This is a genomic window from Novispirillum itersonii, assembly GCF_014205675.1.
Taxonomy (GTDB): Bacteria; Pseudomonadota; Alphaproteobacteria; order Rhodospirillales; family Rhodospirillaceae; genus Novispirillum; species Novispirillum itersonii_A.
This window is the reverse complement of sequence record NZ_JACIIX010000002.1, coordinates 236,682-261,195: the sequence shown is the minus strand read 5'-3', so window position 1 is coordinate 261,195 and position 24,514 is coordinate 236,682. Positions and strand designations below refer to the sequence as shown.

Annotated in this window: 20 protein-coding genes and 1 tRNA gene; 11 read left to right on the top strand and 10 right to left on the bottom strand. The window is 64.0% G+C overall.

Annotation, left to right across the window (positions count from 1 at the left end; translation table 11 throughout):
- Positions 1-11: 11 nt before the first annotated feature.
- On the top strand, positions 12-764 hold the full coding sequence (locus FHS48_RS04395) for an SDR family NAD(P)-dependent oxidoreductase (RefSeq protein ID WP_184261794.1): 753 nt from the start codon (positions 12-14) through the stop codon (positions 762-764).
- On the opposite strand, the gene FHS48_RS04390 is transcribed toward FHS48_RS04395, so the two are convergent.
- Both FHS48_RS04390 and FHS48_RS04385 read right to left on the bottom strand, forming a co-directional pair.
- Positions 761-3,190: a sensor domain-containing protein gene (locus FHS48_RS04390; RefSeq protein ID WP_311769085.1), complete on the bottom strand. Its 2,430-nt coding sequence runs from the start codon at positions 3,188-3,190 to the stop codon at positions 761-763. The two genes, FHS48_RS04395 and FHS48_RS04390, sit on opposite strands and share 4 nt — an antisense overlap.
- Before the next feature lie 410 nt (positions 3,191-3,600).
- Positions 3,601-3,789: a hypothetical protein gene (locus tag FHS48_RS04385; protein WP_184261790.1), complete on the bottom strand. Its 189-nt coding sequence runs from the start codon at positions 3,787-3,789 to the stop codon at positions 3,601-3,603.
- Between the two features lie 440 nt (positions 3,790-4,229).
- Between FHS48_RS04385 and FHS48_RS04380 the strand changes: the two genes are divergently transcribed.
- Entirely contained in the window at positions 4,230-4,745 is a 516-nt protein-coding gene (locus tag FHS48_RS04380) for a bacteriohemerythrin (protein ID WP_184261788.1), read from the top strand.
- Between the two features lie 168 nt (positions 4,746-4,913).
- Here FHS48_RS04380 and FHS48_RS04375 read toward each other — a convergent pair whose 3' ends face one another.
- Positions 4,914-5,297 carry a hypothetical protein gene (locus tag FHS48_RS04375; protein WP_184261787.1) on the bottom strand — a complete coding sequence of 128 codons (384 nt, stop codon included), beginning with the start codon at positions 5,295-5,297 and terminating at the stop codon, positions 4,914-4,916.
- Between the two features lie 360 nt (positions 5,298-5,657).
- Between FHS48_RS04375 and FHS48_RS04370 the strand changes: the two genes are divergently transcribed.
- The 3 genes from FHS48_RS04370 (at position 5,658) to der (ending at position 9,468) form a co-directional block, all read left to right on the top strand.
- Positions 5,658-6,344 (top strand): tetratricopeptide repeat protein, encoded by a 687-nt coding sequence (locus tag FHS48_RS04370; RefSeq protein WP_311769079.1) that lies wholly within the window; start codon positions 5,658-5,660, stop codon positions 6,342-6,344.
- 90 nt (positions 6,345-6,434) lie between these two features.
- A complete protein-coding gene (locus tag FHS48_RS04365) occupies positions 6,435-7,808 on the top strand; it encodes an outer membrane protein assembly factor BamB family protein (RefSeq protein ID WP_184261783.1) in 1,374 nt (457 codons plus the stop codon).
- A gap of 115 nt (positions 7,809-7,923) precedes the next feature.
- A complete protein-coding gene (gene der, locus FHS48_RS04360; protein WP_184261781.1) occupies positions 7,924-9,468 on the top strand; it encodes a ribosome biogenesis GTPase Der in 1,545 nt (514 codons plus the stop codon).
- 61 nt (positions 9,469-9,529) lie between these two features.
- Here the strand turns inward: der and FHS48_RS04355 are convergent, their stop codons facing one another.
- Positions 9,530-11,170 carry an acyl-CoA synthetase gene (locus FHS48_RS04355; protein ID WP_184261779.1) on the bottom strand — a complete coding sequence of 547 codons (1,641 nt, stop codon included), beginning with the start codon at positions 11,168-11,170 and terminating at the stop codon, positions 9,530-9,532.
- Between the two features lie 215 nt (positions 11,171-11,385).
- On the opposite strand from FHS48_RS04355, the gene FHS48_RS04350 reads away from it, so the two are divergent.
- The gene (locus FHS48_RS04350) at positions 11,386-12,345 is read left to right on the top strand and encodes an NAD(P)H-dependent flavin oxidoreductase (protein WP_184261777.1); all 960 of its coding nucleotides are present in this window, start codon (positions 11,386-11,388) and stop codon (positions 12,343-12,345) included.
- A gap of 94 nt (positions 12,346-12,439) precedes the next feature.
- On the opposite strand, the gene FHS48_RS04345 is transcribed toward FHS48_RS04350, so the two are convergent.
- From FHS48_RS04345 to FHS48_RS04335, 3 genes are read right to left on the bottom strand one after another with little or no spacing between them, the layout of a single operon-like run.
- The gene (locus FHS48_RS04345; protein ID WP_184261774.1) at positions 12,440-13,504 is read right to left on the bottom strand and encodes a hypothetical protein; all 1,065 of its coding nucleotides are present in this window, start codon (positions 13,502-13,504) and stop codon (positions 12,440-12,442) included.
- A gap of 57 nt (positions 13,505-13,561) precedes the next feature.
- Positions 13,562-14,680: an NAD(P)/FAD-dependent oxidoreductase gene (locus FHS48_RS04340; protein WP_184261773.1), complete on the bottom strand. Its 1,119-nt coding sequence runs from the start codon at positions 14,678-14,680 to the stop codon at positions 13,562-13,564.
- Positions 14,681-14,721: 41 nt separating this feature from the next.
- A complete protein-coding gene (locus FHS48_RS04335) occupies positions 14,722-15,276 on the bottom strand; it encodes a hypothetical protein (protein WP_184261771.1) in 555 nt (184 codons plus the stop codon).
- Positions 15,277-15,492: 216 nt separating this feature from the next.
- Here FHS48_RS04335 and FHS48_RS04330 point away from each other — a divergent pair, with 216 nt between their 5' ends.
- The 3 genes from FHS48_RS04330 to FHS48_RS04320 all read left to right on the top strand — a co-directional run bounded on the left by FHS48_RS04330 (position 15,493) and on the right by FHS48_RS04320 (position 18,977).
- Entirely contained in the window at positions 15,493-17,565 is a 2,073-nt protein-coding gene (locus FHS48_RS04330) for a molybdopterin-dependent oxidoreductase (RefSeq protein WP_184261769.1), read from the top strand.
- 88 nt (positions 17,566-17,653) lie between these two features.
- Positions 17,654-18,466, top strand: a complete 813-nt coding sequence (locus FHS48_RS04325) for a division plane positioning ATPase MipZ (RefSeq protein ID WP_184261767.1) — start codon at positions 17,654-17,656, stop codon at positions 18,464-18,466.
- A gap of 13 nt (positions 18,467-18,479) precedes the next feature.
- Entirely contained in the window at positions 18,480-18,977 is a 498-nt protein-coding gene (locus tag FHS48_RS04320; protein ID WP_184261765.1) for a DnaJ domain-containing protein, read from the top strand.
- Between the two features lie 85 nt (positions 18,978-19,062).
- On the opposite strand, the gene FHS48_RS04315 is transcribed toward FHS48_RS04320, so the two are convergent.
- Together FHS48_RS04315 and FHS48_RS04310 are read right to left on the bottom strand one after the other, a co-directional pair.
- On the bottom strand, positions 19,063-19,833 hold the full coding sequence (locus tag FHS48_RS04315) for an RlmE family RNA methyltransferase (RefSeq protein ID WP_416046498.1): 771 nt from the start codon (positions 19,831-19,833) through the stop codon (positions 19,063-19,065).
- A 5-nt stretch (positions 19,834-19,838) separates the two neighbouring features.
- Positions 19,839-20,972 (bottom strand): Ppx/GppA phosphatase family protein, encoded by a 1,134-nt coding sequence (locus FHS48_RS04310; RefSeq protein WP_184261763.1) that lies wholly within the window; start codon positions 20,970-20,972, stop codon positions 19,839-19,841.
- A gap of 419 nt (positions 20,973-21,391) precedes the next feature.
- Between FHS48_RS04310 and FHS48_RS04305 the strand changes: the two genes are divergently transcribed.
- A tRNA-Gln gene (locus FHS48_RS04305) sits at positions 21,392-21,465 on the top strand.
- Between the two features lie 146 nt (positions 21,466-21,611).
- Entirely contained in the window at positions 21,612-23,123 is a 1,512-nt protein-coding gene (gene thiI / locus FHS48_RS04300; RefSeq protein ID WP_184261761.1) for a tRNA uracil 4-sulfurtransferase ThiI, read from the top strand.
- On the opposite strand, the gene FHS48_RS04295 is transcribed toward thiI, so the two are convergent.
- Positions 23,103-24,407: a diguanylate cyclase gene (locus tag FHS48_RS04295; RefSeq protein ID WP_184261759.1), complete on the bottom strand. Its 1,305-nt coding sequence runs from the start codon at positions 24,405-24,407 to the stop codon at positions 23,103-23,105. The two genes, thiI and FHS48_RS04295, sit on opposite strands and share 21 nt — an antisense overlap.
- Positions 24,408-24,514 lie beyond the last annotated feature (107 nt).

The window sequence follows — 24,514 nt, the reverse complement described above, 5'->3', positions numbered from 1 at the left end:
AGGAGCCCCTGATGCCCAAACGGCCTGCCCCCCGCCATATCTGCATTACCGGCGCCTCGTCGGGCATTGGCGAGGCGCTGGCCCTGACCTATGCCGAACCGGGCATCCGGCTGCTGCTGACCGGACAGAACCCGATCCGCTGCAAGGCCATTGCCGATGCCTGCCGCCAGCGGGGTGCCCTTGTTGAAAGCGTGATTGTCGATGTCACCGATGTCGATGCCATGGCCGTCCTGCTCCGGGCGGCTGACGACCTGCAACCGCTGGATCTGGTGATCGCCAACGCCGGGATTGCCGACAGCACCGCTGATCCGCGCCGGGTGTTTGAGGTCAACGTCATGGGGGTGATCAACACCGTTGACCCCATTCTGGAGCGCATGAAACACCGGGGGGCCGGGCAGCTGGCGCTGGTATCTTCCATTGCCGGGTATCGCGGCCTGCCCGGGGCGGCCGCCTACAGCGCCAGTAAGGCGGCGGTCCGGGCGTGGGGGGAAGCCCTCCGCGGTGCCCTCGCCCCGCACGGAGTTGGGGTCACAACCATTCTGCCGGGCTTTGTGGTCAGCCGGATCACCGACCGCAACACCTTCCCGATGCCCTTCCTGATGCCCGCCGACAAGGCGGCCGCACTGATCCGCAGGCGGCTGGCGAAAAACCGGGCGCGGATTGCCTTTCCGTGGCAGATGGCGCTGATCGGCTGGCTGCTGTCAGCCCTTCCCGGCTGGCTGAGTGACCGTCTGGTCAACCGCCTGCCCGCCAAGGACGGTTAAACCTTCTGCGGTTCCTTCAGCACCAGACGCTCGTGCCAGAACCCGCCGAACTCGGCGGCTGGCAGCGGCTTGGCAATCCAGTAGCCCTGAAAGGTATGACAGCCCATGTCCCGCAGCAGGGCGGCATGGTCTGAGGTTTCCACCCCTTCCGCCACCACGCTGAACCCCAGATTCTGGGCCAGCGTGACAATGGTGGTGACAATCGCCGCATCCTTCGGGTTGCGGGCGGCATCCCGGACAAAGGTCTGATCGATCTTCAGGGTGTCAATCGGGAAGGTCTTCAGATAGTTCAGCGAAGAATAGCCGGTCCCGAAGTCATCCATCGACAGGGTGACACCCAGATCCTTCAGTTCGTGCAGAATCGCCACCGCCCGGGTCACATCGCCGGACATCACGCTTTCCGTGATTTCCAGATCCAGCCGCGACGGGGACAGCCCGGTCTCTTCCAGAATCTGTGCCACGCTGACCACAAAGGCCGGATCCTGAAACTGCCGGACCGAAACGTTGACCGAGACACTGGGAATATCCATGCCGTTGCGCAGCCAGCGGACCATTTGCAGACAGGCCCGGCGCAGGACCCAGCGCCCGATCGGCACGATCAGGCCGGTTTCCTCGGCAATCGGGATAAATTCCGCCGGATTGACCATTCCCATTACCGGGTGCCGCCAGCGCACCAGCGCCTCCGCCCCCTGCACATCCATGGAATGGGCGCAGACCTTCGGCTGGTAATACAGCTCCAGTTCGCCACGGGCGGCGGCCAGTCGCAGGTCATTTTCCAGACTCAGCAGCTCCGGGGTCGACTGCGACAGCGACGGGTCGTAGACCGTATAGCGGCGGACCGCGTTTTTCTTCGACTGATACATGGCGATATCGGCGGTGCGCAGAATATCGCTGACCGTCCGGCCATGATCGGGGAAGTAGGAAATCCCGATCGACGGCAGGCAGAACTGCTCCGACAGGCTGTAAAGAACCTTGTCGGCCATATCGATGCCGTCCTGATCCTGCGCGACATCCGTCATCAGGATCAGGAATTCATCGCCGCCCAGACGGCCGATGGTATCATCCGGCTTGGTGCAGTGGCGCAGACGCTTGGCGACCATCCGCAACAGTTCATCCCCGACACCATGGCCGTAGGTATCGTTGATCACCTTGAAGCGGTCGAGATCGAGGAACAGGACGCAGCCCTTCCGCCCTTCCGCCAGACACTTCTCAAGGGCCTGCTCCAGCCGTTCTATCACCAGACGGCGGTTGGGCAGCCGGGTGAGCATATCGTAGTTGGCGTGGAACCGGACGTAGGCCTCATCACTCTTACGGCTGGTGATATCGGCGACATGCAGCACAAAATGGCTGATGGTCCCATCGGGCAGCCGCACCGGGGCCACCGACAGTTCGGCGGGAAAAACCTCGCCGTTCCGGCGGGCGGCGAAGATCTCGCCGTTATAGGTCCCGGAGTCGCGCACCCGCTCCAGAATGGTGGTCAGATAGCTGCGCTCATGCAGGCCATCGGCCACCAGCGGCAGGACCTGCCCGGTGAGGTCGGCGGGATCATGCCCGGTCACGGCGGTGAAGGCCGGATTGACCGCGTAGACCCGGCCCCCGGTATCCAGAACCGCAATTCCTTCCGCCGTACTGTCAAACACCTGCGCCAGCAGCCGGATTTCCTCTTCCCGCTGCCGCCGTTCCGAAATGTCTTCGACGGTGCCCTCATAATAGCGGATCTGCCCGCTGGCATCCCGCACACAACGGGCATTTTCCGTGATCCAGATCACCGTCCCATCCTGCCGGAAGATCCGGGCCTCGAAGTCATGGACGACTCCGTCACGGTCCATCAGGCCGAGGAAAGCGGTACGCCGGTCGGCATCAACATAAAGTTGGCTGGCGATGTCCGTCAGTCCGGCCATCAGGGCGTCAGGAGAACTGTAGCCGTAAATCCGGGCCAGTGCCGGATTGACCCGCAGATAACGGCCATCCGGGGTGGTCTGATAGATCCCTTCCTGCGCATTTTCAAAAATACTGCGGTACTGGGCTTCCGAGTCCCGCAACTGGGCCGACAGCTGTTCCGTCTGGGCAGAAGCCGCCCGCAGGGACACGATACACTGCCCCGTCGGCGAACCGGCGTCACCGCCCTGCCCATCCAGTGCCCGCAGCGAAAGGCAGACCGTCTGCCCGGCCTGCGGCCCGACCGCAACACGGGCTGCCGAGGCATATCCCCCGGGCTGGTCTTCCTCAGCAACCGGAAGATCGGGAAAATCTTTGAAGAGGACCGTGGCATCCTGACCGATCAGATCAGCCTGCGGCATCCCGAGCAAAGCGCTGCCGGATGAATTGACCTGAACAATGACGGTCCCCGACAGAATCATCATTCCATCGGGGAGGACATTCAACAGGAGGTCTGACAGCAGCCTCCCGGAGGAGTCTCCGTACACGCTCACCCAACTTCCCCCAAGCGTCTTTGCGCCCACCTCCCCCGCTATGGAAGGTGTTGTTGGGTTTGGAGTTTACGGTAAGGACACGCATCAGTGCAACGCAAACAGCAGCCATTGCACCGGCGAATAGGTATATTACATGATACTAAGTCTTAAGACCATACCATACCCCGCGTGACACCTCATTAAACACTGCACTGATATATATAAATTAATTTATCTTTAAAGAAATGAATGGCCGCAGAAAGACACTCTCATCAGAGGATTTATATGAAAAAATTCCCCATTCCCGGATAAGACTCGAATACCGCCCCGGACAGCCTCCATCCCCCCAAAAACAATGGGGCGCGCACCCTTTGGTACGCGCCCCGCGATCCTGGCCCCTTGTGCGGGGGGCCATCCGGGAAACCTTACTCTTCCTTACCGCTGGCCAGCGCGGTGGTCACCAGCAGCATGATCGCCGTCATCGCCAGACCGAAGTAGATCACGGAATGCGCAATCCCCAGCCCGTAGACCGAGCCGATATAAATGCCGAGATAAACCAGCAGCCCGACCAGACCGATCAGAACAATCCCCAGTGTTTTTCCGGTAACCGACATGACAGCACTCTCCTTTGATGTCTGTCTGCCCTGCGCCCTTCAAGCCCCCTCGGCTTTGGCGCACGGCTCCCCTTCAACATTCTGTGACAGCCCTGCGGATCCTGCAGTGACGGATCGCAATTTCCGCACGCCCCGGACCCATTCCGGCAAAACCGACACCGATATTACCCGTAAATTTTTAATGGAATGACTGAGGAGAGTCCACCACAACCCCTTGCACTCTGGAGGCACTCCAAAAGATCGCCCGCTTTACCGCCCCATCTCAAAGCATCCGGGCGGCATATGTCTCCTCCGACATAGTTTTTAGACAGTAGAACCGTTGCTTTAAGCCATTTTATCAAAAATCATTCATTTCGCCGCGACCGGGCTTTGACCGAAGATCGGCGATCATGGCTAACTTTCATATGCTTTCGATGCCGACGATCCTTATGGATTCCCCCATGACCAAAGCCCATCCCTCTAAAGATCAGCCAGCCCCCGCCACAACGGCAAAGGACCCGGCGCAGACAGCGGCGGAACAGGGCACGTCACGCACCTTCATCGGCCATCATCAGCAGATCGACCATGCCCTGCAACGCCTGCAACAGGCGGCGGAAAGTCTGTCGCCCCCTCCCTCCGGTGACGGAGACAGCCCCGACACCCTGCCCGACTGCCTGCCCGACCGCCTGATTGCCGCCCTGACCGATGTGCGGGAGGCTGCGGCTGAGCATTTCGCCCATGAAGAGAAGCTGATGGAAGACACCGGCTTCTCGCAGACCGACGAACATCGCCAGACACACCGCTTCTTCCTGACCCTGATCCAGATGGAGCTGGAATCCCTGCACCGTGGCACTTTTGGGCGGGGGGACCCGCTATGTCAGACCCTTGGCAGCTGGCTGATCAGCCATTCCCGGCATCAGGATGCCGAACTGGCCCTGTTCCTGTGCCGGGGCGGCCCGGCAGCGCAAAACGCCTGACCCCTTTTCCGGTCACACGGGCTCCACCCGCAGGCTCCGGCTCTTCGAAAAGAAACCTCTTTCAGCAGAGGCTCTGAAAGGAAGACCCTTCAGCCCCCCAAAACAAAACGGCAGCCCCTGCGGCTGCCGTTGCGAAAGATCGGGCTGGGATCCCCCGAAAGACCGGGATCACCAGGTTCTCTGGCGACCGCCTTCCTGCAATCCGATCAGCTTATCCGCCGGATGATTGCTCGGCTGGGCATAACACGACACATTGCCGAGGGTGCGGTAGCAATACAGTGGCTGGGTGACCGGATCATTCTCATAGGGCTGAACACACCAGTGCCCCCCCTTCTCGGCCCGGACGCTGGAGCAGTCTTCCCCGGTTGTCCAGCCGGCCACATGGTCAATCACCGTTTTATCGGTGGCGATCACCGTCACCGGATCAATGGCAGCCACACCCGGCGGAATATGCGACGCACAGCCGGACAGAACCAGCGCAGCGGTCAGCAGCCCCGCAGACAGCAGGGACGCCCGCACTGCCGGACGGTCAGCAGGGGTGCCCGCCTGCATGCGCCCCACTCTCTTCTGATGCTCCGGCCGGTCCCGCATTGTCCCCGCTCTCCGAACTGTTCCGTGGCATTTTCTGCCCCTAAGAACCGCATGTCTCTGACAGATAGAGACACAGCGGCACCCTCTACAGGCTGACCATAATCTTACCATACTTCGCACGGCATGGTTAAAGAACCCTGAAATCACCGGCAACGGGATCCCGGTTCCGGCAGCGGCGGCATACACTTCACGTTGCCTCTCCCGCCCTCTCGCACTATGGTGGGCTCCGTCTCTGCCACGGTACCATGGCGGAGGCCGTGTTTTCTGAGACGACACCCTAATATACCGACCACACCCCATTACCGACGAGGACCCCAAACCGTGGCCGACCGGATTCCCGACCCCCAACAAGATGCCCTGTTCCGCGAGGTTGATGACGACCTGCGGCACGAACAGTTCAGCAAGCTGTGGAAGGCCTATGGATCGTGGGTGATCGCCGCCGCCGTGCTGATTGTTGCGGTCGTCGCCGGTCATGAAGGCTGGCAGGCCTGGCAGCGGTCGGTCCGGGCGGACGAAGCCCGCGCCTACGAACAGGCGATGACCCGCGTACAGGCCGGGGAAGATGCCGGTCCGGCGCTGTCCGCACTGGCCAAAACCGCCTCCACCGGGCACCGTGACCTCGCCCGCCTGCAGGAAGCTGCCCTGCTGCTGAAACAGGGCAAGGCCGCCGACGCCGTCGCCGTGTATCAGGCCCTGTATGCCGACAGCAAAACCGACCGGGTGTTTGCCGATCTTGCCCGCATTCTCGCCGTGCAGCATGGCATGGACCTGCCGGGGGCCGACGTGAAGGCGCTGGACTCCGTCCTGACCCCGCTGCTGGATCCGGCCAGCCCGTTCCGCCATCTGGCCGCCGAGGCCAAGGCCCTGCTGGCCCTACAGGATAAGCGGACCGACGACGCCAAAGCCCAGCTGAACGCCCTGTTTGCCGATAAGAACACTCCGGCTGGCATCAAGACGCGGGCCCGCAATCTGCTGTCTGCCCTTGGCGCGGAACCGGCGCAGGGATAAAACCGGCAGGCGGCCCCGCATCCGTGCCGGTGGCCGCCTGAGGCTGAAAACCCCGGGCAGAGCGCTGCCTGTGGCCTGTGGAGTAGAATGATGACGGTCCGTCCTGTGCTGCCTTTTTCCGGTGAGACACGCCTCCGGACCCGCCGGTTCCCGATGACCGTGCTGGCCCTTGCCGCTCCGCTCGTTCTGTCGGCCTGCGGTGATACGTGGTTCGGCGGCACCACCAAGCCGCCGCTGCCCGGCACCCGGATTTCCGTCCTTCAGCACGAAAACACCCTGAAACCGGCCGAAAAAAGCACGGTGGAAATCCGCCTGCCCGCACCGGAACCCAATGACAGCTGGCCGCAGGCGGGGGGCTTCAGCCACCACTCGATGCAGCATATGGACATCGGACCGGCCCCGCAGAAAGAGTGGAGCACCGGCGTCGGCACCGGCACCGGCAAGCGCACCGCGATCATGGCCGAACCGGTGGTCGGTGACGGCCGGGTCTACGCCGTTGATGCGCAGGGCCGTGCCACGGCGCTGGATGCCCGCAGCGGATCCACCCTGTGGTCGGTCGATCTGGCCCCCGATGATGAAGATGACAACGCCATTATCGGCGGCGGCATCGCTTACGATGACGGCCGGGTGTTCGTCACCACCGCCTACGCCGAGGTGATTGCCCTCGATGCCGCCACCGGCAAACAGCAGTGGCGCCAGAAAGTGACCGCCCCGGTCCGCGCGGCCCCGACCATCAACGGCGGCCGCGTCTTTGTCGCCACTCTCGACAACAAAGGGCTGGCACTGGCCGCCGATGACGGCCGCATCCTGTGGACCTATGCCGGGAACGAGGAAGGAACCACCGTTCTGGCCGCCGCCGCACCGGCGGTTGATAACGGCGTGGTGGTATTCCCGTTCTCCTCCGGCGAAGTGGTGGCCCTGCGCGTTGATACCGGCGCTCCGCTGTGGAATGACAGCATCATCGCCGCCCGCCGCACCGATGCCACCGGCACGCTGGCCACAATTGCCGCCCGCCCGGTGATTGATAACAACCGCCTGTTCGTGATCGGTCATTCCGGCCTGATGGTCGCGATTGATATGCGCACCGGGGACCGGGCGTGGGATCTGGAACTGTCCGGCCTGTCGCAGCCGTGGGTGGCCGGGGATTATCTGTTCGCGGTCTCCGTCGATGCCCAGCTGATCGCGGTTGATGCCCGCAACGGCAAGGTTCTGTGGGTGACCCCGCTGCCGCTGTGGAAGAACGAAAGCGACAAGACCGGCCGCATCCTGTGGACCGGCCCGGTTCTGGCCTCCGACCGTCTGATCCTGACCGGGTCACATGGCGAGGCCATGTCCGTCAACCCCTACTCCGGTCAGGTCCTTGGCCACATGGAGATGCCTGACGGCATCACCCTGCCGCCCGCCATTGCCGGGAAAGCCCTTTACTTCCTCAGCAACAACGGCGATATCGTCTGCCTGCGCTGATGCGTTGACACGGACGGGCCCCGGGTCCGTCCGTGCTGTTTGACCCTATGACCGCCTGTTCCTCCCGACGCGCCCTGCCCGGGGGGTTTGTTCTTTTTTCCAGAGTATCGCTCCCATGAGTTTCACCGTCGCCATCATCGGCCGCCCCAACGTCGGCAAATCCACGCTGTTCAACCGTCTGGTCGGGCGGCGTCTGGCCATCGTCCATGACATGCCGGGCGTGACACGCGACCGTAAGGCCCATAAGGCCGTGCTGGCGGGCATGGAATTCACCGTAATCGACACCGCCGGTCTGGAAGACACGCTGGATGACTCGCTGGAAGGCCGGATGCGTCAGCAGACCGAAGCAGCGCTGGATGAGGCGGACGTCACCCTGTTCCTGATCGACGCCCGCGCCGGGGTCACCCCGCTGGATGCCCACTTCGCCGATGTGCTGCGCCGCCATCCGACCCCGACGATCCTGTGCGCCAACAAGTGCGAAGGCAAAGCCGGGGCCCCCGGCCTGTTCGAATCCTACGGCCTCGGCCTTGGGGAGCCGGTACCGATCTCCGCTGAGCACGGCGAGGGGATGATGGACCTGTTTCAGGCCCTGCTGCCGTTCGCCCGCGCCGCCGGGGTCGAGGAAGAGCCGCAGGAAAAGCCGGAATTCGAACCCTATCCCGACGATGAGGAGGACGCCCCGGTCGGAGCCTCGGTGGTGCGGGAAACCGGCGACGGTGCCGATGATGACCGTCCGGTGCCGCAGGCGGGATCCGATGAGGATGACGATGACGACTGGGAAGGCCCCGGCGAGGACGAAGAGGACGACGAAGAGTTCCCGCCCTACGAAGAGCCGGGCCGTCCGGAACGCCCGTTGCAGCTGGCGATCGTCGGCCGCCCCAACACCGGTAAGTCAACGCTGATCAACCGCCTGCTGGGCGAAGACCGTCTGCTGACCGGCCCGGAAGCCGGGATCACCCGCGACTCCATCGAAGTGGACTGGGAGTGGCGCGGCCGCCGGATCCGTCTGGTTGACACCGCCGGTCTGCGTCGCCGCGCCCGCATCGAAGACAGTCTTGAAAAGATGATGGTCTCGGAAACCCTCAATTCCATCCGCATGGCGGAAGTGGTGGTCCTGATGCTGGACGCCAACATGGTGATGGAAAAGCAGGACCTGACCATTGCCCGCATGGTGATCGACGAAGGCCGGGCGCTGGTGATTGCCGTCAACAAGTGGGATGCCGTCGAAAACCGGAACGAATCGCTGCAACGGCTGAATGACCGGCTGCAAACCTCGCTGCCGCAGGTGCGGGGGATTCCCACCGTCACCATCTCCGGCCTGAAGGGCCACGGGCTGGACCGGCTGCTGGAAAACACCTTTGCCATCCACCGTATCTGGAACACCCGCGTCGGCACCAGCAAGCTGAACCGCTGGCTGAACGAGATGACGGAGCGGCACCCGACCCCGCTGTCCAAGCTGGGCCGCCGCATCCGCCTGCGCTACATGACGCAGGTCAAGACCCGTCCGCCGACATTTGCCATCTTCGCGTCGAAGCCGGATGAACTGCCGGACAGCTACATGCGCTATCTGGTCAACGGGCTGCGCGATACCTTCGGCATGGATGGGGTGCCGATCCGCATCTACATCCGCAAGCCGAAGAATCCTTACGCCAATAAGTAAGAAAACCGGGGGAGACCATCATGGCCTCCCCCGGTTCCGTTCCGGGCCGACAGAGCCGGTTTTACACCGAGGCGTTCTCCCGCTCGCGCAGATCCCTGCGGCGGATCTTGCCGGTCGGGGTCATCGGCAGGCTGTCCATGAACTCCACCGCCCGGGGATAGGCATGGGCCGCCATCCGGGTCTTGATGAACATCTGAATGTCCTCAGCCAGCGCCGCATCCCCCTGCCAGCCGTCTTTCAGCACCACGAAGGCCTTGACGATCTCGGTCCGCACCGGGTCCGGCACCCCGACCGCCGCCGCCATCGCCACCGCCGGATGCTTCAGCAACGCGTCCTCGATCTCCCCCGGGCCGATCCGGTATCCGGCGGAGGTGATGACATCATCATCCCGGCCCAGGAACCACAGGTAACCGTCACTGTCCTGCTGCCCCAGATCGCCGGTCAGCAACCAGCGGGTGCCGTCGGCCGCCGTGACGAATTTCTCCTCCGTCGCCTGCGGATTGTTCCAGTAGCGCAGGAACATCACGGGATCCGGAGACCGCACCGCGATGCTGCCGGTCTGCCCGGCAGGCAGGCGGCTGCCCCCGGCATCAATCACCGCCACATCATGCCCGAAAATCGGCTGCCCCATCGATCCCGGCTTCACCGGGGCAATGGCGGCGCAGTTGCCGACAATCAGGTTACATTCCGTCTGACCGTAAAATTCATTCAGGGTCAGGCCGAAGGTCTCCTGCGCCCAGTCGATCAGTTCCGCCCCCAGCGTTTCCCCACCGGAACCGATGGAGCGCAGCCGGTAGTCAAACCGTCCGCGCGGGTTTTCCACCTGCCGCATCAGCTTCAGGGCGGTCGGCGGCATAAACACATTGCGCACCCTGTGGCGGGCCATCAGCGCAAAGGCCTCTTCCGGGTCAAACTTGCGGGCCCGGTGGGCCAGCACCGGAATTCCGTGGTGCAGGCTGGGCAGCAGAACGTCAATCAGTCCGCCGATCCACGCCCAGTCCGCCGGGGTCCAGAACAGGTCATCGGGCTGCGGAAAGAACTCATGCGGCAGCTCCACCCCCGGCAGATGCCCCAACAGCACCCGGTGGGCATGCAGTGCCCCTTTCGGCTTGCCGGTGGTGCCGGAGGTATAGATGATCACCGCCGGGTCATCGGCCAGTGTCTCAACCGGCACAAACCCGTCGGAGGCCAGCGCCACCGCATCCCAGAAGTCGGTGGTTCCGGCGCCGCCGCCAACGCACAGCACGCTGCGCAGACCCGGCAGGTCGGCCCGCAGATCCAGCACCCGGTCGCGGTTGGCAGCATCGGTGATCAGTGCCGCCGCCCCGCAGTCGTTCAGGCGGTACGACAGCGCTTCCGGCCCGAACAGGGTGAACAGCGGCACCGCCACCGCCCCCAGCTTGTAGGCGGCGATGTGGCTGACCACGGTTTCATAGGACTGCGGCAGGAAAATCCCGATCCGGTCCCCGGTCTGGATCCCTTTCCCCCGCAGGGCGGAGGCCAGACGGTCCGAATCCGCTTTCAGCCCGGCAAAATCATGAACCCGGACCGAGCCGTCAGCCTCCTCAATGATCACCGCCGGGGCCTGTGGGCGGGCGGCGGCATGGCGGTCACAGATATCGACCCCGATGTTGTAGCGCTCTGGGATTACCCAGCGAAAGGCTGCCCGTCCGGCAGCCCAGGTTTCCACCCGGTCAAGCATTCACGTTTCCTCAGGTTCCTGTTTCAGGGGGGGATGAGGCGTTGTTGACGGCAGGAAGCCCGGCCGCCAATTCACCATTCGTTATTATGTTAACCTATACGTAAATCCTGATTGGCGGTCATATCCCGCATAGGGTAAAGTACGGTGTAACAGGGAGGACCGCCACAGCGTCCTACAAGACAAACACTCCAGCAACCAAATGCCAAGAGGGTCCCATGCCGTTGCCCAAAGCCTTTGAAGGCCGCCTGCGCCTGCCGGTTGTCGCCGCCCCGATGTTTCTCGCCTCCGGCCCAGATCTGGTCATTGCCTGCTGCAAGGCCGGGGTTGTCGGCACCTTCCCGGCCCTGAACCAGCGCACCACCGAAGGCTTCGAGGACTGGCTGAACACCATCGAATCCGCCCTGACCCCGCAGGATGCCCCGTTTGGGGTTAACCTGATCGTCCATAAGACCAATCCCCGGGTTCAGCCGGATCTGGAGGTGATCGTCCGCCACCGGGTGCCGCTGGTGATCACCAGCCTTGGCGCGGTGAAGGATGTGGTCGATGCCGTCCATTCCTACGGCGGGGCGGTGTTCCATGATGTCACCAACCTGAAGCACGCCCGCAAGGCGATCGCCGCCGGGGTGGACGGGCTGATCCTCGTCTGCGCCGGGGCCGGTGGCCATGCCGGCACCCTCAACCCCTTCGCTCTGCTGGCGGAAATCCGCGCCGAATTCACCGGCACCATCCTGCTGGCCGGAACCCTGTCCACCGGGGACCAGATCGCCGCCGCCCGGCTGCTGGGGGCCGATCTGGCCTATATGGGCACCCGCTTCATCGCCACCCGGGAATGCGCCGCCCAGCAGGCCTACAAGGATATGGTGGTCAGCGCCGGGGCCTCTGACATCGTCTATACCCCGGCGATTTCCGGCATTCCGGCCAGCTTCCTGCGCCAGAGTCTGGAACAGGCCGGAATCGACGCCGCCCGGCTGGCCGAACGCCCGGACATTGACCTGCATACCGAACTGAACAGCAAAGCCAAGGCCTGGAAGACCATCTGGTCGGCCGGACAGGGCGTTGCCGCCATCAACGATCAGCCGACGGTGGCTGAGCTGGTGTCCCGTCTGGAACAGGAATACCGCGCCACGCTGGGCAACGCCGCCGTCCTTTTACAGGAGCAGGCGGTTCCGGCCTGAAACAGCCCGGTTCCTCAAAACGCCACAGGCCGGAGGTTTCTTCCTCCGGCCTGTGCTGTTTGTCCGGGATCCCGGAAAGACTGACTGACACGCCCTATTTGATCGGAGCCCCGGCTTCGCGGGACTTGTAGACATCCAGCCCTTCCAGCACCACGCCGTCAAAGCCCAGATCCATGATCCCGGCAAAGGTCTTGCCCAGAATCGCCTGCCACTCGGTGTTCCAGTACTGCACCTCAAACGCCCCCGGCTGCGACAGAATCGGCAGTTCCAGCCAGCGCGGCGATCCGGCCCGCCAGTCACTCTTCCAGTAATATTTGGTGTCAAAGGCGTGGGTGACATCCATCCGCGCCAGCACCAGCCGCCGCGCCCCCAGCTTTTTGAACTTCAGGGCCCGCACTTCCTGCGGGGTCAGCGGTTCCACATCCCGGTAGAACGGATCAATGGCGAGGATATCAAAGTTGGTGCCCTGCAGGGCGTCCAGCCAGTGCTTTTTGCTGGGATAGCCGCTGTTGCTGTCCAGCAGCAGGAAGTTGCGGGCATCGGCCAGCGTCACCACATTCTCGGAACTCTCGTTCAGCGGCACGGCGGCAGACAGGTCCTGAAGCGGCCCCCGCCCGGCATCCAGATGCGGGATGATCCCCTGACGCCGGGCGGCCCGGTAGGCATCCGGCAGGGTCTGCACCGAGCCGCAATGATCCGCCGACAGCATGGTCAGGCCGGTCTGGCGCAGCATCTGCACAAAAGCGGCGGAGGCGGTCGGGATTTCAACACAGAACTGGCCGTCCAGAATCACGCCGTCGATCAGCTTGGCATACTGGCGCATGACAGTGCCCGCCGGTTCCACCGGAACCGCCAGACCATCCGGGGTGCGCAGGCGCTTCAGCTCCTCCAGCTTGACCTCGTATTCCCCTTTGACGACCAGACCGAGGCCGCCCCGGGAGACGATGGAAAAATACTGGTTCTTGTGGCGGGCAAATTCCCCCAGCGCGGTGACGGTCTGGCGCAGGGCGTTGCGGTAATCGGGGACTTCCAGCGGGGCCGCCGCGCTGCCGCGCAGGGGATCCGCCCCCGGCCCGCGCGGGGCAGGCTGCTGCGCCAGTGCCGGGCCAGACAGCATGACAGCCATCAGCGCCGCCAGGCCTCCGCGCCGGGCGGTCATCCAGCCTGTTTTCCCCGTCTGTGCCCGTTTGCCCACCTTGACCCTCATTGCTTGTCTTCAGCCTGCCGCCACGTTTTCCGCCACCAGACGCCCCAGTGCGAGGGAAGCCGTTAATCCCGGCGACTCTATGCCGTAAAGGGTAAACAGTCCGTCTACGCCGGTCTGTGACGGGGAGTGGAGGATGAAATCTTCCGCCGCCGCCCGGGCCGGATGCGGTTTTGGCCGCACCCCGGCATAGCCGGCAGCCAGTGCCCCATCCGGCAACCCCGGCCAGTACCGGCGGACCGCCGCATAGAACACATCCCCCCGCTGCGGCTGCACCTGATAGTCGATGGCGTCCGGATCCGCATGGTCCAGCCATTCCACATCCGGGCCAAACCGTCCGCGCCCGCCCAGATCGACGGTGTAATGCACCCCCAGCCCGCCGTTGACCGGCACCGGATAGACCAGCGTACGGAACGGCGGGGCGGTGGTCAGATCAAAATAATTGCCTTTGGCGAGGGACAGCGGCGGAACCGACGCCGGGTTCACCCCGTCAATGGAGCGGGACACGTGCTGCGCCCACAGACCGGCACAGTTGATCACGGTGCGGGCCTTCAGGGTCATCGGCTCCGCCCCGCCGCAGCACAGACGGATCCCGCCGTCCTCCGCCGCCCCGGACAGCACCGGGGTGTTCAGCGCCAGCATCGCCCCGTGCTCCTCCGCCACCCCGAGGTAACTGAGCATCAGACCATGACTGTCAATAATTCCGGTTTCCGGTGACCGCAACGCCGCCACGCAGGACAGGGCCGGTTCCAGCGCCATCGCCTGCGCCCCGGTCAACGGCTCCAGCGCCACCCCGTTGGCTGCGGCCTTCTGGCGCAGGGCCTCCAGCGCCTCCGCCTCCGCCGCGTCGGTGGCCACGATCAGCTTGCCGACCTTGCGGGCGGTGACACCACGGGCGGCACACCAGCCATACAGGGCCGCCCGGCCCTCAACACACAGCCGGGCCTTCAGGCTGCCTGCGGGATAATAGATCCCGGCATGAATCACTTCGGAATTGCGGGCACTGGTGGCGGTGCCGATCGCCGGACCGGCCTCGACGATCACCACCTCCCGCCCGGCCTGCGCCAGCATCGCCGCGACAGCCAGACCGACAACCCCGGCCCCGATCACCACCACATCCACCTGATCCATCGGTTCCATCCCTGCCGCTTGCCCGGCGGGAACCGTCCCGGTCAGGCTGGAGAAAACTCAAGCAGGGCCGGGGCCCGCTCGACAATCGCTTCCAGAATACGCGCCGCCTGATCCTGACGGCGATGGGTGGCACCGTCAACCAGACCGGTGAAGCGCGGGTCTTCCAGAAATTTGCGGGAATCATACAGGGTTTTGATTTCGCGGACAAAAATCTCCCGCGATCCCAACGGCAGATGCGGTTCTCCCGCCAAAGCCTCCAGAAAGCGCAGGGATGTTTCCATCAGGACGGACCAGATCGTCACCGTCAACCGGTCGAACTGGGTTTGCAGCCCGTCCCGCCCGGGGCCGTGGTACAGATCAATCCGCCGCTCGATCACGATCGAAAACGCCCAGCATTCCGCCGCAACATCGCGGCAGCGGGTGAAGTCGGCGTAGCGGCTGCCCCCCGGCCGTCCCATCAGGCCACCCCGGCTCCAGCGCGACAGATCATTCAGATCATCGGTCTTCGCATGCAGGATTTGCAGAAACCGCAGAATATTCAGGCGCTCTGTCTCCGAGGAGAACAGCATCGCGCTCCGTTCCGATGCATCAGGCATGACTTTAACCTATCGGTCTTACACGTCAGACAGACTCATCGCCCCATCCAGCGGTTTACGCCCATGTTTGCATGCTGGCGGTCAACCGCTCCCCCTTTTGTTGTAGCCTGTCTGGCCAGTACCCGGCAATGCAGAATTCGGTCCTGCTTGCCGGGACCGGTGCGGCGGGTTAGGAGTTATGTCCCCCGCCCCTTCCCTGCCCGGACTCTCCCCAGCATGTCGAAGTCTCCGCTCTACGCCACCCGGCACTCCGTCTGCCCGCATGACTGCCCCAGCGTCTGTGCGCTGGATGTCGATCTGGTCGCCCCAGACCGGGTCGGACGCCTGCGCGGGGCGCCGCAGCCTTATACCGACGGCGTGATCTGCGCCAAGGTGGCGCGTTACGAGGAACGGGTCCATCACCCCGGGCGACTGATGACCCCGCTGAAGCGGACCGGCCGCAAGGGCAGCGGTGAGTTCACCCCGATTTCGTGGGACGAGGCACTGGATACCGTCGCCGCCGCCTTCCGCAAGGCCACCGAGGAGCACGGCAGCGAAGCGGTCTGGCCGTACTTCTATGCCGGAACCATGGGGCTGGTGCAGCGCGATGGCATTGAACGCCTGCGCCACAGCCTGCGCTATTCCCGCCAGCACTCCACCATCTGTGTCGGCACCAGCAGCCCCGGCTGGGCCGCCGCCGTCGGCAAGGGCACCGGCACTGACCCCCGGGAGATGGCGGACTCTGACCTGATCGTCATCTGGGGGGCCAACGCGGTCCACACGCAGGTCCACGTGATGAACTGGGTGCAGAAGGCCAAAAAAGGCCGGAATGCCAGGTTGGTGGTGGTGGACCCCTACCGCACCGCCACCGCCGAGAAGGCGGACCTGCATCTGATGCCGATGCCGGGCACCGATGCGGCACTGGCCTGTGCGGTGATGCATGTGCTGTTCCGCGACGGCCATGCCGACCGGGCGTGGATGGCCCGCCACACCGATGTTCCGGCGGAGCTGGAAGCCCACCTGCAAACCCGGACCCCGGAGTGGGCCGCCGCCATCACCGGCATCCCGGCGGAACAGATTGAAGCCTTCGCCACCCTGTACGGCAGCACCAGACGCAGCTTCCTGCGGCTGGGCTACGGCTTCACCCGCAACCGGCTGGGCGCGGTCAGCATGCATGCCGCCGCCTGCCTGCCCTCCGTCACCGGGGCGTGGGACCATCCCGGCGGCGGGGCCCAGTATTCCCTGTCCGGGGATTTCGGCGTAGACCGGACGCTGGTGCAGGGCCTTGATGCCGTGGATCCGTCGGTGCGGGTGCTGGATATGAGCCGGATCGGCCCGGTCCTGACCGGCGACCGCCGCGATCTGGGCGATGGCCCGCCGGTGATGGCGATGATCGTGCAGAACACCAACCCCGCCGCCGTCGCCCCACACACCGCGCTGGTGCGGCAGGGTCTGGCCCGGGAAGACCTGTTCCTGTGCGTGCATGAGCAGTTCATGACCGAAACCGCCCGCTACGCGGATATCGTCCTGCCCGCCACCATGTTTCTGGAACATGACGACATCTATGCTGCCGGGGGCCATCCGTTCCTACAGGCGCACCGCCCGGTGATGGCGGCCCCGGGGGAATGCCGGTCCAATCACGAAGTGATCTGTGCGCTGGCGGCCCGACTGGGGGCCGACCACCCCGGTTTCGCCCTGAGTGCGTGGGACCATGTGGACCATATGGCCCGCAGCGTCGGCCTGTCCGGCGGTGACGAACTGATCGAAAAGCGGTGGGAATTCCGGGGCCGCAGTGGCGACGAGGCCCGGTTCCGCTCCGGGTTCCCGCATGCGGACGGCAAATTCCATTTCGCCCCGCAGTGGGAAAACTACGGCCCGCTGCATGCACAATTGCCGAAACTGCCGGACTTTGTGCCGATCATCGACATGCCCGATGCCGATCATCCGTTCCGGCTGGTGGCCGCCCCGTCGCGCAATTTCCTGAACACCACCTTCAGCGAAACCCCGACCAGCCGGAAGCAGGAACGCCAGCCGACCGCCCTGATCCACCCGGATGTCTGTGCGGATCTGGGCCTGACCGACGGTGGCCGGGTGCGGATCGGCAACCGCCGCGGCAGTGTGGTGGTGGCGGTCCGCGCCTTCGATGGCCTGCAACGGCAAACCGTTGTCGTTGAAGGTATATGGCCAAATGATGACTTTGCCGATGGGAATGGTATCAATACACTGGTATCGGCTGAACCGGCGCCGCCGAATGGGGGAGCAGTGTTTCATGACACTGCCGTTTGGTTGCGGGCGGAGGCTGTGGCATAAGGGCACCGTGGCATAACGCGGGGGCAGAACGCCCCCGGCTGCGGAGCGCCCCACAGAAACTGGGTATAACAGGGCAGGAACCGTCCCGATGAGTCAAAACACCGCGCATGTGATCGTCGTCGGCAACGAGAAAGGCGGATCCGGCAAGTCCACTGTCTCCATGCATCTGATTGTCAGCCTGCTGCGCGGCGGCCTCCGGGTGGGGACCATCGACCTCGACGCCCGGCAGGCCACCCTGACCCGCTATATCGAAAACCGCAAAACCTATGCCGAGAAGCACGGCATCACCCTGCCGATGCCGGAGCATTATCCCCTGCTGCCGTCCGGCGATCAGCCCCGGGATGAGGAGATCCTGCGCGGGATCATCCGCGATCTTCAGACCCGCTGTGACACCATCGTCATCGACACCCCGGGGTCGGACACCTATCTGTCGCGGGCCGGGCATTCCTTTGCCGATACCCTGATCACCCCCCTGAACGACAGCTTCATCGACCTTGACGTGCTGGCCCGGGTTGACCCCGATACCATGCAGATCAAAGGTTACAGCCACTATGCCGCCATGGTGTTCGAGGTGAAAAAGCGCCGCGCTGTCCGCGACGGCGGGCAGATTGCCTGGGTGGTGCTGCGCAACCGCCTGTCGCATCTGGCCGCCCGCAACAAGCAGGACATGGAACGGCTGGTGGCGGAACTGTCAGACCGGCTGCGGTTTGTCCACATTCAGGGTCTGGGGGAACGGGTGATCTTCCGCGAACTGTTCCTGACCGGCCTGACCCTGCTCGATCTGAACAAGGATGGGGTGGAGCTGGAAATGAACATGTCCCACGTCGCCGCCAAGCAGGAGCTGCGCGCCCTGCTGGACGCCATCGGCAAGGCGCACGCCAAGCTGACCGGCGCCGCCTGACCGGACCGGAGCGATGATCCTCTCCCTGCTGGCCGGGGCCGCCCTGATCTTCGGGATCATGTTTGTCGGCAACTGGCTGATGCGGTCGCCTTCCGGCAGCCTGAAGCGCCGTCTTGGCGGCGGGCTGATCCCGCTGCTGCTGGTGCTGGTCGCCGTTCTGGCCCTGACCGGACGGCTGGGGCTGGCCTTTGCCACCCTGATGGCGATGGCCCCATGGGTGATGCGCGGCCTGCAAATGTGGCAGGCCGGACGGACCATCCGCGATATGCTGCGCCCCCGCCCGAAACCGCAGGCACAGACAGAGACGCGACAGGCCCCGTCGCCGCCGCGCCCCGGCACCATGGACCGCTCGGAGGCCCTGCGGGTCCTGGGTCTGCCGGAGACGGCAACAGCCGACGAGGTCCAGGCTGCCTACCGCCGCCTGATGGGGCAGGTCCACCCGGACAAGGGCGGATCGGACTGGATGGCGGCCAAACTAAATGAAGCCCGCGAGCGCCTGCTGTCTGACTGACCACCGCAGCTCTCCCCGGCCACGAAAAACGGCGCACCGTGCGGATGCGCCGTTTCTGTTTATCCGTCAGGACGGTTCCACCGGATCAGGATTCAGCGCGGAACCCCTGCGCCACCAGATACAGCTCCGGGCTTTCCTTGCGGCTGGACAGCGGCTTGACGTGCTTGACCGACGGGCAGCGCTTCTTGATCTCGGTCAGCAGCTCGTTGATCGCGCCACCGTTGAACACCTTGCAGATGAAGGTGCCGCCGGGGGCCAGCACTTCCTCGGCGAAGGCCCACGCCACTTCCAGCAGGGCGATGATGCGCAGGTGGTCGGTCTGCGGGTGGCCGGTGGTCGGTGCCGCCATGTCGGACATCACCACATCAGCCCGGCCGCCCAGCGCATCCTTCAGCAGATCCGGGGCCTTGGGATCGAGAAAGTCGAGGGTAATGCAGTGCGCCCCCGGAATCGGACCCCATTCCAGAATATCAATCCCGACCACGGTGCCGCCGCCGGGCTGACCGGCCTTGGTGCGGTCCACGGCAATCTGGGTCCAGCCGCCGGGGGCGGCCCCCAGATCGACCACCCGGATGCCGGGCTTCAGGAATTCAAACTTCTCGTCCAGCTCAATCAGCTTGAAGGCCGCCCGCGACTTATAACCACGGGCCTTGGCCTCGGCCACATAGGGGTCGTTCAGCTGGCGCTGGAGCCACAGGGTGGAAGACAGCTTCCGCCCCTTCGCCGATTTAACGTGAACGGACTTCATCCGCACGGTCGGCAGCGCGCTGGACTCCCCACCGGGAGCACCGCCGCTGCGGCCTGTGGAACGGGACCCCGGACGGGACGCGCCGGGACGGGTAGGCTTCTGCGCCATGAACTTCAGATCGCGATCAGTTGTGAAGAGGGAAAAACCGGCGTGAACGGACGCCGCGACACGGTGGGCGACCGCCCTTGCAGGTCGGTATCGCCCATAAGCCCTAAAAGCATGCCTTCGCGCAAGCCCCGGTCGGCCACCGTCAGCCGCCCCATCGGCCACAAGGCACAGATGGCATCCAGAATGGCACAGCCCGCCAGCACCAGATCAGCCCGCTGCGGGCCGATACAGGGCGATTCCACCCGCTGCCGGTGACTCATCGCCGCCAGAGATCTGGTCAGGCGGGCGATATCCGTAAACTCGATACAGATGCCATCCACCGCCGACCGGTCGTAGCGCCCGAGGCCAAGGTGCAGGCCGCCCAGCGTGGTACAGGTGCCGGAGGTGCCCAGCATCTGCGCCTCGCCCCGGGCGATGAATTCCCCGATCCGGTGACGTTCCTCAAACGGGCGCAGACAGCAGGCAACGTGATCCATCACCGCCTTATAGGTGCGGCTGCACAGATCGCCGCCACCGCAGGCCTCGGCCACAGTCACCACGCCCAGCGGCAGGGTGGCGAAGCCTTCGATACAGGGATAAGGGGAATCGGTCAGCTTGACCCACAGCAGTTCGGTCGATCCGCCGCCGATATCAAACACCAGCGCATAGGGCTGGTCACGGGTCAGCAGGCTGGCACAGCCCGCCAGCGCCAGCCGGGCTTCCTCATCAGCGCTGATACATTCCAGCGAGATCCCGGTTTCTTCGCGGGCACGGACGATGAATTCCGGACCGTTGACCGCCCGGCGGCAGGCCTCGGTCGCAACGTTGCGCGACACGGTCACCCCACGGCGGTCCATTTTATCGGCGCAACGCTTCAGCGCATCAATGGTACGGGTCTGCGCCGTGGACGACAGGCTGCCGGTAACGGCCAGCCCCTCCCCCAGACGGGTGATGCGGGAAAAGGAATCAATGACCCGGAAGCCTTCGGAGTCCGGATGGGCAATCAGCATACGGCAGTTGTTGGTGCCAAGATCAACAGCGGCATAGACATCCCCGCAGGCACCCGGCCGCAGGCCAACGGTGGATTTACCGTCAACTGTCTTTCCGGCCCCGGACCGGGAGGACCCGGAGCGCCCTTTGCCTCGCTGTGTTCCCTGCACCTGCACCTTTACTCCGTTTCTGTCGTCACAGACTTTATCTCCGGCGGGCTCCCGGATTTTCCGGTGCCCCTTGTCCGCAGCCCGGCCCCCGGGAAGAACAGCCTGAGCCACGGACCTTATAAACTAGGGACTCATCGTATCCTTTCCAAGAGCGCGACGGAAGCCCCGACCACCGCCTGAGACCGTAACAGAACACTCAGATCCGGCCCGGCCCCAAAACCGTGGAAAACCGCAGAGAACCGGCCCCTGAAATCCCCCTCTCAAAAAAAGTTCATCTTTTTTGAAAAAAGGTCTTTTCAGGTCTGAAAAGTCACGCTATAAGACCGGCCTCGCGACGATGCAGCGAACGACGACGAAGCGGAAACGGTCAAGGCCGAAACCAAAAAGTCGAAGGGAAACAGCAAAGTAGCGAACCCTGATGGGGGATAGTTTAACGGTAGAACAGCTGACTCTGACTCTGCTAGTCTTGGTTCGAATCCAGGTCCCCCAGCCAAAGCAAAAACCCCGGCCCACAAGCCGGGGTTTTTCGCATCTGCCGCCCGGGCATCCGCAGGGAGCACGATCCGCCCCGCGCGGCCCAGCCCCCTCAGCCCCGCACGCCGCATCACCGCGTGCCGCCCAGACCGGACCCTGACCGCGATGCCTTCCGCCCCGTCTTCCATCGCCCTGCCCGCCGAGACCACCCGCTTTCTGCTGCGCCTGTCGCCGGAAATCCTGCTGAAGTCGCAGCAGGTCCGCCGCCAGTTTCAGGAAACCCTGCGCCGCAACCTGCGCACCATCCTGACCCGGGAAGGGGTGGAGCACACCATGCGCCATTACCATGGCCGCATGATGCTGGATGTGCCGAAGGCGATGCGGGCCCGCACCCGCGACCTGCTGCCGAAAGTGTTCGGCCTCGGCAGCTTCTCGGTGATTGATGCGCAGGTGGACAACACCATGGAGGCAATCACCTCCGCCATGGTCAGCCTGTATGCCGACGCCATCCGCGGCAAACGCTTCGCCGTGCTGGCCAAGCGCATCGGCCCCCGGGTGATTTCCACCCGCGAGGTGCAGTACATCGGCGGCGGCATGCTGAAGGATCTGACCGGAGCCACCGTCGATCTCGATCACCCGGAGGTTCTGGTCCGCGTCGATATCACCGAGGAAGGCACCTACCTGTTCTGCGACCGGGTTGAGGGGGCCGGCGGCCTGCCGGCGGGCACTCAGGGCAAGGTGGTGTCGCTGGTGTCCGGCGGCTTTGATTCCATGGTCGCCTCGTGGCAGATGATGCGGCGCGGGGCCCGGATGGACTTCGTGCTGTGCAATCTGGCCGGGGCCTCGGCGGAACGCATGGTGCTTCAGGCGGTGAAGGTGCTGTGCACCCTGTGGGGCGGCGGCTTGCAACCGCGCTTTCATGTGGTGGATTTTCAGCCGCTGCTGGCCGATATCCGGACCCATCAGAAGCAGTCTTACTGGCAGATCACCCTGAAGCGCCTGATGTACCGGGTGGCGGAAGGCGTCGCTGCCGATATCCACGCCGGGGCGATTGTCACCGGCGAGGCGCTGGGGCAGGTTTCGTCCCAGACTCTGGCCAATCTGGTCACCATTGATGCCGCCGCCAGCCTGCCGGTGCTGCGCCCGCTGATCGGCATGGACAAGAAAGACATCATGACGCAGGCGCGGTACATCGGCACCGCCCCCATTTCGGAACACGTTCCCGAATACTGCGGCATCACCCCGACCAAACCGGCCACCACCAGCACCGTGGAGCGGGTGGCTCAGGGCGAGGTCGGGATGGATCCGGCTTTGGTGGACGCTGCGGTCCGGGACCGCAAGGTCATTGATGTCAACACCGTCACCGCCGCCGATCTGCGCACCCCCTACCTGTGGGCCGACAGCCTGCCGGAAGACGCCCGGCTGATCGACTGCCAGCCACCGGAGTTCTACCGCCACTGGCACGCCCCCGGCGCCCTGCATTACACCGTGGAAGACCTGAAGCGGCTGTATAAGGAGGTCCCGAAGGATGGGACTTACATCCTGTACTGTCACCGGGGCGTGCTGTCGGCGGTGATGGCGGAACATATGCAGCAGCGCGGCTATGCCGCCTATGCCTACCGGGGTGGCCTGACCAGCCTGCGGACCGAGCTGGGGTTAGACGACCTCGAGTTCTGAGACCCGCTCTGGCTCTGTGGACGCGGCCGTAACCAGCTCAACCCGGTTACGGCCGTTTTCCTTGGCGGCATACAGGCCGATGTCGGCCTGACGCAACATTTCTTCCAGACTGTCGCACAGCCCGGAGAACACCCCGAAGCTGGCGGTGATGGGGATCCGCACCCCGTCGTGTTCGACCACCATATCCTGCAATCCCTGCCGCAGGCGGTTGAAGAACGGCTCAATATCGTCCTGCCCCATGTTGACGGCGGCAATGGCGAATTCCTCCCCGCCCAGCCGCGCCACCAGATCGGTCTGGCGGCAGGAGGCCCGCAGTTCCGCCGCCACCGCTTTCAGCACCGTATCCCCGGCATCGTGGCCGTAGGTATCGTTCACCCGCTTGAAGAAATCGACATCAACCATCGCCACGGTCAGGGTCAGGCGGTCCCGCGCCGCGCTGGCATACAGGGTATGCCCGGCTTCGAAGAAAAAGCGGCGGTTATGGATTCCGGTCAGGGCATCCTTGGTTGCCATCTCCGTCAGGGTATCGACCATATCCAGCACCCGCATGTTCTGGGTGATGCGGCAGAAGAACTCTTCGCGCAGAAACGGACGGTTGATGAAATCGTTGGCCCCGTACTTGATGAACTTGGCCGACAGGGCGCTGTCGCCGCCGGAGGACAATCCGATGATCGCCAGCCGGTCGCGGCCATGGCTGCGGCGCATCTCGCGCACCATATCCACGCCGTCCATCTGCGGCATATGGTAATCGGTGATCACCAGCCGGACCTGTGGATTTTCCCTCAGCACCCGCAGACCATCACGGCCATCCACCGCCTCCAGCACCTGAAAGCGGTAACTGCGCAGCAGATCCCCGACGTATTTGCGCACGGTGGAGGAATCATCCACCACCAGCACCGTAGTAGAGCGGTTCCGTTCGATCCGCTTCACCAGATCCATCATGTAATCGATGCTGGCGACGGAATCCTTGACCACATAGTCAATAATATCCTGCTCGAACAGCTGCTCGCGCATGGTCTCGGAATAAATGCCGGTAAAGACAACACAGGGAATGGACTGGCTGAGCAGCCACTGCACCGCCTCGCCGTTTTCGGCATCCGGCAGCACCAGATCAACCAGCGCCAGCATGAACGGCTTTTCGCTGGCCGCGACCGCCGCCTTGGTTTCCGCCAGCGACATGGCAGGCACGGCGGTGCCGCCAACCCGCTCCGCGACGGCTTTGCAGATGATATTAGAGAAGAATTTTGTATCTTCAACAACGAGAATATGAGAAGACTCAGGCATACAAATCCCCGTGCTCTTCCTTGTCTGCCCAACAGGCAGAGTGCCACAGGGCTTCCTTTCCGGCCATGCCTTTTTATTGTAAATTTGTCTGACAAATAGAAATTTTA

Excerpts from the sequence above, each read along its gene's own strand:
- FHS48_RS04365 (WP_184261783.1), top strand. The coding sequence starts at position 6,435 with ATGACGGTCCGTCCTGTGCTGCCTTTTTCCGGTGAGACACGCCTCCGG.
- FHS48_RS04395 (WP_184261794.1), top strand. The coding sequence starts at position 12 with ATGCCCAAACGGCCTGCCCCCCGCCATATCTGCATTACCGGCGCCTCG.
- der (WP_184261781.1), top strand. The coding sequence starts at position 7,924 with ATGAGTTTCACCGTCGCCATCATCGGCCGCCCCAACGTCGGCAAATCC.
- FHS48_RS04340 (WP_184261773.1), bottom strand. The coding sequence starts at position 14,680 with ATGGATCAGGTGGATGTGGTGGTGATCGGGGCCGGGGTTGTCGGTCTG.
- FHS48_RS04295 (WP_184261759.1), bottom strand. The coding sequence starts at position 24,407 with ATGCCTGAGTCTTCTCATATTCTCGTTGTTGAAGATACAAAATTCTTC.
- FHS48_RS04375 (WP_184261787.1), bottom strand. The coding sequence starts at position 5,297 with ATGCAGGCGGGCACCCCTGCTGACCGTCCGGCAGTGCGGGCGTCCCTG.
- FHS48_RS04330 (WP_184261769.1), top strand. The coding sequence starts at position 15,493 with ATGTCGAAGTCTCCGCTCTACGCCACCCGGCACTCCGTCTGCCCGCAT.
- FHS48_RS04320 (WP_184261765.1), top strand. The coding sequence starts at position 18,480 with ATGATCCTCTCCCTGCTGGCCGGGGCCGCCCTGATCTTCGGGATCATG.
- FHS48_RS04315 (WP_416046498.1), bottom strand. The coding sequence starts at position 19,833 with ATGGCGCAGAAGCCTACCCGTCCCGGCGCGTCCCGTCCGGGGTCCCGT.
- FHS48_RS04335 (WP_184261771.1), bottom strand. The coding sequence starts at position 15,276 with ATGCCTGATGCATCGGAACGGAGCGCGATGCTGTTCTCCTCGGAGACA.
- FHS48_RS04355 (WP_184261779.1), bottom strand. The coding sequence starts at position 11,170 with ATGCTTGACCGGGTGGAAACCTGGGCTGCCGGACGGGCAGCCTTTCGC.
- FHS48_RS04325 (WP_184261767.1), top strand. The coding sequence starts at position 17,654 with ATGAGTCAAAACACCGCGCATGTGATCGTCGTCGGCAACGAGAAAGGC.
- FHS48_RS04385 (WP_184261790.1), bottom strand. The coding sequence starts at position 3,789 with ATGTCGGTTACCGGAAAAACACTGGGGATTGTTCTGATCGGTCTGGTC.
- FHS48_RS04350 (WP_184261777.1), top strand. The coding sequence starts at position 11,386 with ATGCCGTTGCCCAAAGCCTTTGAAGGCCGCCTGCGCCTGCCGGTTGTC.
- FHS48_RS04345 (WP_184261774.1), bottom strand. The coding sequence starts at position 13,504 with ATGACCGCCCGGCGCGGAGGCCTGGCGGCGCTGATGGCTGTCATGCTG.
- FHS48_RS04380 (WP_184261788.1), top strand. The coding sequence starts at position 4,230 with ATGACCAAAGCCCATCCCTCTAAAGATCAGCCAGCCCCCGCCACAACG.
- thiI (WP_184261761.1), top strand. The coding sequence starts at position 21,612 with ATGCCTTCCGCCCCGTCTTCCATCGCCCTGCCCGCCGAGACCACCCGC.